This is a genomic window from Serratia sp. K1WW1 (genome assembly GCF_055790865.1).
In genome coordinates, this window is sequence record NZ_CM147697.1 from 3691223 (window position 1) to 3704596 (window position 13374).

Sequence of the window (13374 nt, forward strand, 5' to 3'; positions counted from 1 at the left end):
AACATCCTCACAAAGAGTAAGGTTTGTTAATGGTAATTTCTCCCGACCGGATCAACAAAACACCGCAACAGGAATATCATTTGCCGGGGATAGCACAATTTATCGCCGCTCCTGGTCGCCTTCGCCTGCCAAGAACAGCGCGACGTCCTGCTCCACTTCCCCCATTGCTTGCAGTGCCGACAAGGTTTCCTGCGCTTCTTGCTCATCCAGGCGGCTCATGGCAAAGCCAACATGGATCAACACCCAGCTACCGATTAGCGCTTCTGGCGGTTCATCGTCCTGGCACACCAGGGCAATATTCACTTCTCGTTGCACACCACAGACGTCGACCCAGGCGTGCTGGGGTTGGTTTGCGTCCAGCGCCACAACCTTACCGGGAATGCCTATACACATGCCTTTTCCTCTTGGTTATTCAATTTCCAGGCGCTTGAGTTGCAAGCCATCATCGGCCTGCACCCGCAGGTTGCGCCCGCCGCATTGCGGGCAGACCAAGATCTGGGGAACCAGCAGTTGCACATCCGCCCGGCAGTCGTGACACCAGCACTGTGCCTGTTGTTCGAGCAGATGCAGCTCGCAGCCTTCGGCTAAGGTGCCGCGACAAACCATGTCGAAGCAGAACCGCAGCGACTCCGCCTCCACGCAGGAAAATGCGCCGATCTCAAACCAGACGGCGGTAATGCGCCGGGCATGATTTTGCCGGGCGTGTTGCTGCATGATTTCCATCGCATGATGGCACAGGGTTATTTCATGCATCTGGGCTCCGTTGTTCGGCGATTATTAACCGATGCTTCAGCTAGTGCAATTACGGTGCCAAGGTGATCCCATGGCCCCTCACCCTAACCCTCTCCCACAGGGAGAGGGGACCGATCGAGTTAGGCTGAAAGTATCGTGATCCTTCATAAGCACCGGCTGATTCACCTTGGTTAAAGGGGCGATCGAGGTTACTGATATGACAGCCCTTCTCCCCAAGGAAAGGGGACCGATCGAGTTAGGCTGAAAGTGTCGTGATCCTTCATAAGCACCGGCTGATTCACCTTGGTTAAAGGGGCGATCGAGGTTACTAATATGACAGCCCTTCTCCCCAAGGAAAGGGGACCGATCGAGTTAGGCTGAAAGTGTCGTGATCCTTCATAAGCGCTGACTGACTCACCTTGGTTAAAGGGGGCGATCGAGATTGCTGATATGACAGCCCTTCTCCCAACAGAGTAGGGGCTATCAGCTCCCTCTCCCTGTGGGAGAGGGTTGGGGTGAGGGGCAAACCGTCATTTTTGCTACCGATTTCGACAAAAATGACGAAGTGACGACGCCAACCCAGTCGGAACGTGACGAATATCCCCTCCCGCTTCGTCGTTTATGCCCATCCGCCGTTCATGCGCGGCATATAAAATCCCAACCACCTGTTTTATATCCATTTATTACGCTTGGCACGTTTTGTGTATAGCTAACGGCAGCACAGACTCTAAGGCTCGCCGCCTGGAGTTTAACGATGGAAGGTAATCAGGAGTGACTGATGAACAGGTTTATCATGGCCGATCCGCAAAAATGCATCGGCTGCCGTACTTGTGAGATCGCCTGCGTAGTGGCCCATAGCCAAAACCAGGATGTCTCGGCACTGGATGCCGCCAACTTCACGCCTCGCCTGCATCTGCTGAAAGGCGGCAATGTCAGCACCGTGGTGCTGTGTCGTCAATGTGATGATGCCCCCTGCGCCAGCGTTTGTCCCAACGGGGCCATCAGCCAGAGCGACGGCATGGTCAAGGTCACGCAGGAGCGTTGCATCGGCTGTAAAGCCTGCGTCATGGCTTGCCCATACGGAGTGATGGAAGTGATCACCCGCCCGGTGGCCCATCAGGGTAATGCCTTGATGTTCCCCGCCGCCGAGAAAGCGGAAGCGCACAAGTGCGATCTCTGCACCGGACGTGCCAATGGCCCGGCCTGTATGGAATTTTGCCCCACCGATGCGTTGCTCTGTGTAGACCAACAGCTGCTGCAAAAAATGAACGCAGAAAAACGCCGCCGCGCCGCCCTCAACCCACTGTCGTTGGCGATGTAAGCATGAACCGCTTTCTGTCGGAGGAACGGCCATGAACCGCTTTGTTATTGCGGAGCCTCAACACTGTATCGGATGCAATACCTGCATGGCTGCCTGTACCGAGGTGCATAAGGCCGAAGGGCTTCAGTCGCATCCCAGGCTGACGGTGACGCGCGTCGGAGAGCAAACGGCACCGATGCTTTGCCGCCAATGTGAAGATGCCCCTTGCGCGCGCGTTTGCCCGGTCAACGCCATCACGCACGGCGAGCACGCCATCGAACTGAACGAGACCCTGTGCATTGGCTGCAAGCTGTGTGGCCTGGCCTGCCCGTTCGGTGCAATCACGCCTGCGGGCAGCGGACCAGTCAATATCCCGTCGATGTTTGAGCAGTACGTCCCGGCAGAACTGCTGCCCGACGTGCCAACCAGCCCCGCAAGCCAATCGCCCTATCTGTCCTGGAATGCCGGGATCAAAACGGTGGCGGTGAAGTGCGATCTCTGCGCGTTCCTCGCCGATGGGCCGGAATGCGTGCGCATCTGCCCAACCAATGCCTTGCATATCGTCGATGAGCAGCAGCTTGAGCAGGAAGCGCAGGCCCGACGTTTGGCGCGAGCCGGCCAGGTCGCGATCGGCTGGCCATCCTCTCCTTCTCTCGTCAGGGGGCAGAAATAAACATGGACTCTCTCACTCTACTGCTGTGGGCTTTGGTGATTTATGTCGCCGGTGGCGTGTTATCACTACTGCTGTTTCGCCGGGAGCGCCTCGCCATTTTGCTGGCAGGCATCAGCGCGATGATCGGCGGCCTGTTAGGGCTATGCAGCGCCGTTCCCGTCCTGTTAAGCGGGCAAACCCTCACCTTCTCCACCCCTGGCCTGTTCTCGTTTGCCGCCTTTGTGGTGCGCATGGACTCGCTGGCGGCCTTTATGCTGGTGGTGATTTCGCTGCTGGTCACCGTTTGTGCGTTGTATTCCATCGCCTATGTGCAGGAGTATCGCGGCAAAGGCGCCGCGAGCATGGGGTTCTTTATGAACCTGTTTATCGCCTCGATGGTCGGGCTGGTGGTCATGGATAACGCCTTCTACTTCATTATCCTGTTCGAAATGATGTCGCTGGCCTCCTGGTTCCTGGTGATCGCCGATCAGGATGACGAATCCATCAGCGCCGGTTTGCTGTACTTCTTTATCGCCCACGCCGGTTCGGTGCTGATCATGATCGCCTTCTTCCTGATGTGGCGGCAGAGCGGCAGCCTGGACTTTGACTCCTTCCGCACTCTGTCGCTTTCCCCTTGGATGGCTTCGGTAGTTTTCCTGCTGGCCTTCTTTGGTTTCGGGGCCAAGGCGGGCATGCTGCCGCTGCACAGTTGGTTACCGCGCGCCCACCCGGCGGCCCCTTCTCATGCTTCAGCGCTGATGTCCGGCGTGATGGTGAAGATCGGCATCTTCGGCATCATCAAGGTCGGGATCGATCTGCTGGGTGCCACCGAAATGTGGTGGGGCATCGTGGTGCTGGCCTTCGGCGCAGTGTCTGCGGTGTTGGGAGTGCTGTATGCGTTGGCCGAGCACGATATCAAACGCCTGCTGGCCTGGCACACGGTTGAGAACATCGGCATCATTTTAATGGGCGTTGGCGTGGCGATGGTCGGCATGGCTAGCGGACATCCGGTGATGGCGGCGTTGGGCCTGCTCGGCGCGCTATACCATCTGCTAAACCATGCGGTGTTTAAAGGCTTGCTGTTCCTGGGGGCCGGTGCCGTGATTTGGCGCGTGCATACCCGCGATATGGAACACATGGGCGGCCTGGCGAAGCTGATGCCGCTCACTGGGCTGGCATTCCTGATCGGCTGTATGTCGATCTCCGCCCTGCCGCCGCTGAACGGTTTTATCAGCGAGTGGTACACCTACCAATCGCTGTTCTCCATGAGCCACGACGGCAACTTTGTGATGCGCCTCAGCGGCCCGATTGCCATGGTGATGCTGGCGATCACCGGGGCGCTGGCGGCGATGTGCTTCGTCAAGGTCTACGGCGTCAGCTTCTGCGGCGGGCCGCGCAGTGAAAAAGCGGCGCAGGCTCGCGAAGTGCCATGGCAGATGACAGCCTCCATGCTGTTACTGGCCCTGCTGTGCGTACTGCTCGGCGTGGGAGCCAGCGTGGTCGCACCGGTGCTGGCGCAGGTTGCCATGACGCTGGTTGGCACTCATGACGTCACCGTCGTGCAAGGTTCCATGCTGGTGCCGCAACTGGCCAGCCAAGCCATGCTGTCACCGGCATTGACCTTCATCCTGCTGCTTGCCCTACCGCTGATCCCGTTGGCGGTGTATCTGCTGCTGAAAAGCAATCAGTCCAACTTCCGCCGCCGTGGCGACCCTTGGGCCTGCGGCTACAACTGGGAGCAGGCGATGGCGGTGTCCGCCGGGGGCTTTACCCAGCCACTGCGCGCCATGTTTGCTTCGCTGTACCGTCTGCGCAAGCAGCTCGATCCAGCGCCTGCATTGACGCGGGCGCTGGAACAGACCACCGCAGGGGCAACCCGCGCCGAGCCGTTCTGGGATGACTGGATCATCAATCCGCTGGTCAAGGCCTCTCAACGCCTGGGTGTGCGGTTGCAGGGCATGCAGAGCGGCGACTTCCGCTTCTATTGCCTGTATGTGGTGATCGCCTTGGTGATCCTGCTGTTGCTTGTCGCGGTTTAAGGGGGAAATAGCATGTCGATGCAGGAAACACCGTCGTTAATGATGGGACTCTTCGCGCTGATGCAGGCGCTGATAATGCTGGCGGTCACGCCGCTGTTCACCGGGATCTCCCGCCAAATCCGCGCCCGGATGCACTCGCGCCGTGGCCCTGGCATTTGGCAGGACTACCGCGATATGGGCAAGCTGTTCAAGCGCCAGGAGGTGGCTCCGGCGCAGTCGGGCGCCATCTTCCGCGTCATGCCTTATGTACTGCTGAGCAGCATGTTGCTGGTGGCGATGACGCTGCCCATCTTCACGCGGACGTCGCCGTTTGCCGGTGCGGGAGACTTGATCACCCTGCTCTATCTGTTCGCACTGTTCCGCTTCTTCTTCTCGCTGTCTGGTCTGGATACCGGTAGCCCGTTTGCCGGGATCGGGGCCAGCCGCGAACTGACGCTGGGCGTATTGGTAGAACCTACGCTGATCCTGGCGTTGCTGGTGGTCGCGCTGATTGCCGGTTCCACCAATATCGGCACCATCAGCGCCACCCTGACCGAGGGGTGGAGTTCCCCAACGGCCACCCTGCTGGCCATGCTGGCCTGCGGTTTCGCCGCGTTTATCGAAATGAGCAAAATCCCCTTCGACGTGGCGGAGGCGGAACAGGAACTTCAGGAAGGGCCGCTGACCGAATACTCCGGCTCCGGCCTGGCGCTGGTGAAATGGGGGATCGGCCTCAAGCAGGTGGTGGTGGCCGAACTGTTCCTGGCGGTGTTTATTCCCTTTGGCAAGGCGGTGGAACTGACGGTGCCCGCGCTGGCGCTGGCGGCAGTCATCATGCTGGCCAAACTGCTGGCGGTGTTTGTCATCGCCTCCATTTTTGAAAATACCTTGGCGCGTGGGCGGTTCTTGTTGACGCATCGCGTTACCTGGCTCGGTTTTGGCGTAGCGGCGCTGGCCTTTGTCTTTTACCTAACCGGTCTGTAGCCGCCAGGAAACCCATTATGGAAAATACGCTCTGTTTGCAATATACCGCCATCGCCACGCTGCTGCTGCCGTTTATCGGCGCGCTGCTGACGGCCTGCGTGCCGCAACGGATGGCCAAGTGGATCTGTACCCTGTTTGCGCTGTTGGCCACGCTGGGGACGGTGATTATCGGTTGGTTATTCCTGGCCCATGGCAAGGCGGATACGACCATCACGCTGCTGCAATACGGCAACGTGGCGCTGTTCGGCCTTATCATCGATCGCATCAGCACGCTGATTGTCTTCGCGGTGGTGTTTCTTGGCCTGCTGGTCAGCCTGTATTCCACCGGTTACCTCACCACGGCCAACCGCGAACATCCCCACGAGGGCAGCAACCGCTATTACGCTTTCCTGCTGATCTTTATCGGCGCGATGGCCGGGTTGGTGATGTCCTCCACCATTCTGGGGCAGTTGCTGTTCTTCGAGATCACCGGCGGCTGTTCCTGGGGGCTGATTAGTTACTACCAGACTCCGAAGGCACAACGCTCGGCCATGAAGGCCCTGCTGATCACCCATATTGCCTCAATCGGCTTATACCTGGCTGCGGCGACGCTGTTCCTCAATACCGGCACCTTCGCCCTGAGCGCGATTGCGCAGCTCAACGGTACGACCAGCCTGGTCGTGTTTGGCGGCATCCTGTTCGCGGCCTGGGGGAAATCGGCCCAGCTTCCGTTGCAGGCCTGGCTACCCGATGCCATGGAAGCCCCTACCCCGGTGAGCGCCTATCTGCACGCCGCCTCGATGGTGAAAGTGGGCGTCTACATCTATGCCCGCGCCATCCTGTCTGCGGATGCGGTACCGCATATTATCGGCTGGGTCGGCATCGTTATGGCGACCATCACCCTGATTTACGGTTTCCTGATGTACCTACCGCAAAAGGATATGAAGCGACTGCTGGCCTGGTCCACCATCACCCAGCTCTCCTATATCTTCCTGGCGTTATCCATTTCCATCTTTGGCTCTAAAACCGCCTTTCTTGGCGGCGTGGCTTACATCTTTAACCACGCGTTTGCCAAGAGCCTGTTCTTCCTGGTGGCCGGGGCGCTGAGTTACAGCTGCGGTACCCGGATGCTGCCGCGTTTGCAGGGCGTGATGAACAAGATGCCGCTGCTGGGCGTGGGGTTCTGCGTGGCCGCGCTGGCGATCACCGGGGTGCCGCCGTTTAACGGCTTCTTCAGCAAGTTCCCGATTTTTGCCGCCGGTTTTGCACTGTCGCGCGAGTTCTGGCTGATGACGCCGCTGATGGTGCTGGTGCTGATCGAGTCGGTCGCCAGCTTTGCCTGGTTCATCTATTGGTTTGGGCGCGTTATTCCCGGCAAACCCAGTGATGAGGTGGCACAGGCCGCTCCGCTGCCGCTGGTGATGAGCGTGGTGCTAGTGATTCTGATCGCGATGTCGGTAGGTTCCAGCGTGATTGCCGTCGCCTGGCTTGGATAAGGGAGTTGATTATGACTGGTTCACTTATCGTCAATAACCTCGCGGGGCTGATGATGGTCACCTCGCTGCTGGTGATTGGCGCCAAACGGCCCGTGGCCTCGTGCTGGCTCTATGCCTTGCAGTCGCTGCTACTGGTGCTGATCTTCTTTACGCTGGGGCAAACCCTAGGAGCCCAACAGCTCACGCTGTGGGCGATCAGCGCCTTTATCACCAAGGTGGTGCTGGTGCCGGTGATCATGGCCTATGCCTTTCACAAAATGGATGATCCCTCGGCGAACGGCAGCCTGATCGGTCCGGTGATGTTGATACTGGCTGCGGCGGTGATTGTGCTGTTGTGCTGGTTTGTGGTGGAGCCGGTGCAGGTGCCGCTGCTGGCCTCGCTGAAACCGGCGCTGGCAGTATCGCTGGGGCATTTTATGCTCGGCCTGCTGTGTATCGTCACCCAACGCAACATCCTCAAACAGGTGTTTGGCTACTGCCTGATGGAAAACGGATCGCACCTGACGCTGGCGCTGCTGGCGAATCGCGCGCCGGAGCTGGTGGAGATTGGCATCGCCACCGATGCCATTTTTGCGGTGATCGTGATGGCCGTGCTGGCGCGCAAAATCTACCGCACGCTCAACACGCTGAATGTTGAACAACTGACGGCGTTGAAGGGGTGAGATGATGAGTAATACCACCATGCTGTTTCTATTACTGCTGACGCCGCTGGCCTTCTCGCTGCTGACCTTTGCCTGTCGGCTGCTGGGCAATGCGGCGCGGGCCTACGTCACGCTGCTGCACTTTGTCGGTATCATGCTGCTGCTGGCAGTTTCCCTGTGGGTGGTGATGCAGGTGTACCAGCAAGGCGATATTCTGGCTGCCGGGCGCTGGCTGCATCTGGATAGCCTCAGCGCCCTGTTCCTGGCGATCCTCGGCATCATCGGCTGCCTTACCGGGCTTTACTCCATTGGCTATATGCGCCATGAGGTCGATGAAGGCGAGATTTCGGTAGCGACGCTTTGTCACTACTACGGCTTCTTCCACCTGTTCCTGTTCACCATGCTGTTGGTGATCACCAGCAATAACCTGATCCTGATGTGGGCGGCCATCGAAGCCACCACGCTCAGCTCGGCATTTCTGGTGGGGTTGTACGGGCAGAGCTCCTCGCTGGAAGCGGCCTGGAAATACATCATTATCTGTACCGTCGGGGTGGCCTTCGGGCTGTTCGGCACCATTCTGGTGTACGCCAACGCGGCCAGCTTTATGCCTGACCCCAACGACGCCATCTTCTGGACGGAAGTGCTCAAGCACGCCACGCAGTTGGATCCGATGCTGATGCATCTGGCGTTTGTGTTCATTCTGATTGGCTTTGGCACCAAAACCGGTCTGTTCCCGATGCACGCCTGGCTGCCGGACGCCCACAGTGAGGCACCAAGCCCCACCAGCGCCCTGCTCTCGGCCGTGCTGCTCAACTGCGCGCTGCTGATCATCATCCGTTACTACATCATTATCAGCACCACGCTGGGCCATGACTTTACCGGCACGCTGCTGATGGTGTTTGGCTTCCTCTCCGTCGCGGTGGCGGCCTTCTTTATTCTGGTGCAGCGCGATATCAAACGGCTGCTGGCCTACTCCAGCGTAGAGAACATGGGGCTGATCGCCGTGGCGATCGGCATCGGTGGCCCGCTCGGTATCCTGGCGGCGCTGCTGCATACCCTGAACCACAGCCTGGCTAAAACCCTGCTGTTCTGCGGCTCCGGCAACGTACTGCTGAAGTACGGCACCCGCGATATTACCGTGGTGAAAGGGATGCTGAAATGCATGCCGTTCAGTGCCGTGCTGCTGGCCGGGGGGGCCTTGGCGCTGGGCGGTATGCCGCCGTTCAACATTTTTCTCAGTGAGTTTATGACGGTCACCGCCGGACTGGCGGCTGGCCATATTACGTTGACCATCGTCTTGTTGCTGCTGCTGACGGTGGTGTTGGCCGGGTTGGTCCGCATGGTGGCCAGCGTGCTGTTCGGCGCCAAGCCAGAAGAGGTCAACAAAGGCGAACTGGGAATACTGACGACCTTACCGATGCTGATCCTGCTGGTATTGATGCTGGTAATGGGCACCCATATCCCGCAACCGGTCAGCCGACTGCTGGAAAACGCGGTCCACATCGTGATGAACAACAAGCCTGGCACTCATGCCCAGCCATTGAGCTGGCCATGGGCCGTTCAGAATCATTCCTCTGCGGCCGAACCTCAGGCAGGAGAAGTAAAGTGAGCTACGAAACCCACGTATTGACCCTCAACAACGACGAGAAACTCGGCAAAGGCTACCTGGCCAAAGTGCGCGAGAAGTTCCCCTCCGCCCTGCTGGATGCCGAGTGGCAAACCGCCAACCAGGTCACCATCACGGTCAAGCTGAACTCATTACCTGAGATTGTGGAATACCTCTATTACCAGCTAGGCGGTTGGCTGCCGGTGCTGTTTGGTAATGACGAACGTACCTTGACCGGGGACTTCGCCGTCTACTACGTGCTGTCGATGGAGGAAGGAGAAAAGTGTTTTATCACCGTCAAGGCTCAGGTTAGCGCCATCACGCTGGAGTTTCCGTCGGTTACCCCACGCGTTCCCGCAGCCGTATGGGGTGAGCGTGAAATCCGCGATATGTACGGCCTGATCCCGGTAGGGTTGCCGGACGAGCGCCGCCTGGTGCTGCCGGACGATTGGCCAGACGATCTGTACCCGCTGCGTAAAGACACCATGGATTACCGCCAGCGCCCTGAGCCAACCACCGATGTGGAAACCTACCCGTTCGAAAATGCGGCCACCGGCGAGTCGCGCGTGGTGCCGATCGGGCCGATGCACATTACCTCCGACGAGCCGGGGCATTTTCGCCTGTTTGTTGACGGCGAGCGCATTGTCGATGCCGACTACCGGCTGTTCTACGTGCACCGTGGCATGGAGAAGCTGGCCGAAACCCGTATGGGCTATCAGGAGGTCACCTTCCTGTCCGACCGGGTCTGCGGGATCTGCGGCTTTACCCACAGCGTGGCCTACACCACCTCGGTGGAAAATGCGTTGGGGATCTATGTACCACCCCGCGCCCATGCCATTCGCAGCATTCTGCTGGAGGTCGAACGGTTGCACAGCCACCTGCTGAACATCGGGCTATCCAGCCACTTTGTCGGCTTCGATACCGGCTTTATGCAGTTCTTCCGCGTGCGTGAAAAATCGATGACCATGGCGGAGCTATTGACCGGATCGCGTAAAACCTATGGGCTCAACCTGATCGGCGGCGTGCGCCGCGACATCCTCAAAGAACAGCGGGTTAAAACCATCAAGCTGATCCATGAGATGCGCGCAGACGTGACGCAACTGGTAGAGATGCTGCTCGGCACGCCGAATATCGAGCAGCGCACCAAAGGCATTGGCCTGTTGGATCGGCAGATCGCTCGCGACTACAGTCCGGTGGGGCCGATGATCCGCGCCAGCGGTTTCAAACGCGATATGCGCTTTGACCATCCTTATGCCAACTACGGTTCGTTGCCCAAAACGCTGTTCACCTTCGACGGCTGCGACGTGTATTCACGAGTGATGGTGCGCGTGCAGGAGGTGCTGGATTCGCTGGCGATGATCGAATACGGCCTGGATAACTTGCCGGGCGGCCCGCTGCTCACCGAAGGTTTCCGCTACCAGCCGCACAAGTTTGCCTTGGGCTATGCCGAAGCCCCGCGCGGTGAAGATATCCATTGGAGCATGCTGGGGGATAACCAGAAACTGTTCCGCTGGCGCTGCCGGGCGGCCACCTACGCCAACTGGCCGGTGCTGCGTTATATGCTGCGCGGTAATACGGTTTCCGATGCCCCGCTGATTATCGGCAGCCTGGATCCCTGCTACTCCTGCACCGACCGTGTCACGCTGATCGATATCAACAAGCGCAAAGCGAAGACCGTGCCGTACAAGGAGATCGAACGCTACGGGATCGAACGCACTAATTCACCGTGCAAGTGAGGGAGGCAGCATGCTGAAACTGTTTAAAACCATCCTGAAGGCCGGTGAAGTCACGGTGAAATACCCGTTTAAGCCGCTGGAGGTGTGCCCGGGGTTTCGTGGCAAGCCAGAGTACGATCCTGAGCAGTGTATCGCCTGCGGCGCCTGCACCGTGGCCTGCCCAGCGAATGCGTTAACCATGGAAACCCATGCGGCCAGCGGCGAGCGCGTCTGGCAGCTGTTCATTGGCCGTTGCATCTTTTGCGCACGCTGTGAAGAAGTTTGCCCGACTAGAGCGATCCGGCTGTCGGAAGAGTTTGAAATGGCGGTGATGCACAAGCCCGATCTGTATATCCGCGCCACCTTTACCCTGCTCAACTGCCGCAGTTGCCAGCAGCCCTTTACGCCAACCAAATCGGTGGATTACGCCCTGGCGTTACTGGCCCACGCGGGCATGGGCACCGACGGCATTGAGGCCTTACGGCCCCAGTTCGAGACCTGCCCCACCTGCAAGCGTAAACAGGCCCTGAGCCAGCATAGGCCGATGAAACTGAGCCAGCCGGCGGGAGCGAAATAAAATGACGATGCCCGATATCAAGGTCAATCATCACCGCAGCACGCCGATCACCGTTGATGAACAGACCGCCAAACTCAAAAGCAAGCTGCTGAAGGATATCAAACGCTCGGCCTACGTTTATCGCGTGGACTGCGGCGGCTGCAACGGCTGTGAGATCGAGATCTTCTCCGCCATCACGCCGGTATTTGATGCCGAGCGTTTTGGCATCAAGGTGGTCCCCTCACCGCGCCATGCCGATATTCTGCTGTTTACCGGCGCGGTCACCCGGGCCATGCGCGTACCAGCACTCCGAGCTTACGAGTCGGCACCCGACCCGAAAATCTGTATTTCTTACGGGGCCTGCGGCTGTGGCGGCGGGATTTTCCACGATCTGTACTGCGTCTGGGGCGGCAGCGAGTCTATCGTGCCTATTGATGTGTGGATCCCAGGTTGCCCACCGACGCCTGCCGCTACCATCTACGGCTTTGCCGTAGCCCTGGGCCTGCTGGAGCAAAAGCTGAGGGGCGAAAACCACCTTGAGCAGGTAGACGAAAAGGCAGCATTGCTGCTGCCTGGCATCCCACTGCATACCCGCGTACTGATTGAACGCGAGGCACGCCGTCTGGCGGGCTACTACCAAGGCCGCATCATCAGTGACCGTTTCCTCTCCCTGTTGGCCGGAGCCAGCATGGATGCAGCCACGTTGCGCCTGGAAAAATGGTTGCAACAGGAAAACGATCCCCGCCTGCGCGAGATTGTCGCTTGCCTGGTTGACTGCCTGCAACAGGAGCTGGCCCATGCAAAATGAAGGTAAGGCGGTGTTCTGGTCGTTACGCCAGAAGTTTCTTGATAGCGATGACGACATGCCTGCCCAGGCGCAGCAGGTGATGTATTACTCGCTGGCGATTGGCCATCACGTAGGGGTGATTGACTGCCTGAATACCGAGTTGAGCTGCCCATTGCCGCAATATCAAGCCTGGGTTGAGCTGTTCCCGGAGGGTGAAGCCCAACGCAAGATGCGTGGCCTGCTGACCTTTGGCGAAATCACCATCGACTCCACCCACACCAGCCTGCTCGCCAATGCCCTGGCCCCGTTGATTGATAGCCAACCGGCTCCCTTTAGCGAATGGAGTACCAAGCTGCTCGGCTTGCTCGCCGAGATTGAGCGCGAGCCTGCTATCTATCTGATTGTGAAAAAGGTGACGAACCCATGAATGTCGTCCTTACCGTAGGTAATAGCATGATGGGTGACGACGGTGCCGGGCCATTGCTGGCCGAAATGATGGCTGACGCGCCAATCGAGGGTTGGGTCGCCGTCAACGGCGGTTCCACCCCCGAAAACGTCACGCATCAGATCCGCGATCTTAAGCCCAGCCGGTTGGTAATTGTCGATGCCACCGATATGGAGCTGGCTCCCGGCGCAATCCGCATCGTCAATCCTGACGACATTGCCGAGATGTTTTTTATGAGCACCCACAATATGCCGCTCAATTTCCTGATCGACCAGCTACGTGAGGATATTGAGGAAGTGATATTTCTCGGCGTTCAGCCGGACGTGGTGATGTTTTATTTCCCGATGACGGAGAAAGTGACGCAGGCGGTACGGGTGATTTATCAGCGGTTATCAATATGGGATACGGGGGAAGGCTTTGAGCGGCTCTGAATAGCAACGCCAATACCGCAACACGAAAGCTT

Annotated in this window: 14 protein-coding genes; 12 read left to right on the top strand and 2 right to left on the bottom strand. The window is 58.6% G+C overall.

The features are described from left to right. Window positions 1–99 precede the first annotated feature (99 nt). Window positions 100–393 carry a hydrogenase maturation factor HybG gene (hybG, locus tag ACX9GU_RS16705; RefSeq protein ID WP_447888690.1) on the bottom strand — a complete coding sequence of 98 codons (294 nt, stop codon included), beginning with the start codon at window positions 391–393 and terminating at the stop codon, window positions 100–102. Window positions 394–408: 15 nt separating this feature from the next. Next, window positions 409–753, bottom strand: coding sequence for a hydrogenase maturation nickel metallochaperone HypA (gene hypA, locus ACX9GU_RS16710; RefSeq protein WP_473192274.1), 345 nt, complete (start codon window positions 751–753; stop codon window positions 409–411). 757 nt (window positions 754–1510) lie between these two features. Here hypA and hydN point away from each other — a divergent pair. The 12 genes from hydN to hycI are packed head-to-tail and all read left to right on the top strand — an operon-like array spanning window position 1511 to window position 13342. Further along, window positions 1511–2053: an electron transport protein HydN gene (gene hydN / locus ACX9GU_RS16715; RefSeq protein ID WP_473192275.1), complete on the top strand. Its 543-nt coding sequence runs from the start codon at window positions 1511–1513 to the stop codon at window positions 2051–2053. Between the two features lie 31 nt (window positions 2054–2084). After that, complete coding sequence (locus ACX9GU_RS16720) at window positions 2085–2705, top strand: 4Fe-4S dicluster domain-containing protein (RefSeq protein WP_065685202.1); 621 nt, start codon at window positions 2085–2087, stop codon at window positions 2703–2705. A 2-nt stretch (window positions 2706–2707) separates the two neighbouring features. Further along, window positions 2708–4723 (top strand): hydrogenase 4 subunit B, encoded by a 2016-nt coding sequence (hyfB, locus tag ACX9GU_RS16725; protein WP_473192276.1) that lies wholly within the window; start codon window positions 2708–2710, stop codon window positions 4721–4723. A 12-nt stretch (window positions 4724–4735) separates the two neighbouring features. After that, entirely contained in the window at window positions 4736–5686 is a 951-nt protein-coding gene (locus tag ACX9GU_RS16730; RefSeq protein ID WP_473192277.1) for a respiratory chain complex I subunit 1 family protein, read from the top strand. 17 nt (window positions 5687–5703) lie between these two features. Beyond that, a complete protein-coding gene (locus ACX9GU_RS16735) occupies window positions 5704–7161 on the top strand; it encodes a hydrogenase 4 subunit D (protein WP_473192278.1) in 1458 nt (485 codons plus the stop codon). 11 nt (window positions 7162–7172) lie between these two features. Continuing rightward, window positions 7173–7823: a hydrogenase 4 membrane subunit gene (gene hyfE, locus ACX9GU_RS16740; RefSeq protein WP_473192279.1), complete on the top strand. Its 651-nt coding sequence runs from the start codon at window positions 7173–7175 to the stop codon at window positions 7821–7823. Between the two features lie 4 nt (window positions 7824–7827). Continuing rightward, the gene (locus ACX9GU_RS16745) at window positions 7828–9411 is read left to right on the top strand and encodes a hydrogenase 4 subunit F (protein ID WP_473195203.1); all 1584 of its coding nucleotides are present in this window, start codon (window positions 7828–7830) and stop codon (window positions 9409–9411) included. Continuing rightward, window positions 9354–11144 (top strand): hydrogenase large subunit, encoded by a 1791-nt coding sequence (locus ACX9GU_RS16750; protein WP_438272339.1) that lies wholly within the window; start codon window positions 9354–9356, stop codon window positions 11142–11144. Before ACX9GU_RS16745 ends, ACX9GU_RS16750 begins: the two co-directional genes overlap by 58 nt. Window positions 11145–11154: 10 nt before the next feature. Beyond that, window positions 11155–11700, top strand: coding sequence for a hydrogenase 4 subunit H (gene hyfH, locus ACX9GU_RS16755; protein ID WP_473192280.1), 546 nt, complete (start codon window positions 11155–11157; stop codon window positions 11698–11700). Window position 11701: 1 nt separating this feature from the next. After that, window positions 11702–12487 carry an NADH-quinone oxidoreductase subunit B family protein gene (locus tag ACX9GU_RS16760; protein ID WP_473192281.1) on the top strand — a complete coding sequence of 262 codons (786 nt, stop codon included), beginning with the start codon at window positions 11702–11704 and terminating at the stop codon, window positions 12485–12487. Next, a complete protein-coding gene (locus ACX9GU_RS16765) occupies window positions 12477–12893 on the top strand; it encodes a formate hydrogenlyase maturation HycH family protein (RefSeq protein WP_021178427.1) in 417 nt (138 codons plus the stop codon). The genes ACX9GU_RS16760 and ACX9GU_RS16765 overlap by 11 nt, the downstream gene beginning before the upstream one ends. After that, window positions 12890–13342 (top strand): hydrogenase maturation peptidase HycI, encoded by a 453-nt coding sequence (hycI, locus tag ACX9GU_RS16770; RefSeq protein WP_473192282.1) that lies wholly within the window; start codon window positions 12890–12892, stop codon window positions 13340–13342. The genes ACX9GU_RS16765 and hycI overlap by 4 nt, the downstream gene beginning before the upstream one ends. The last annotated feature ends 32 nt before the right edge of the window (window positions 13343–13374 follow it).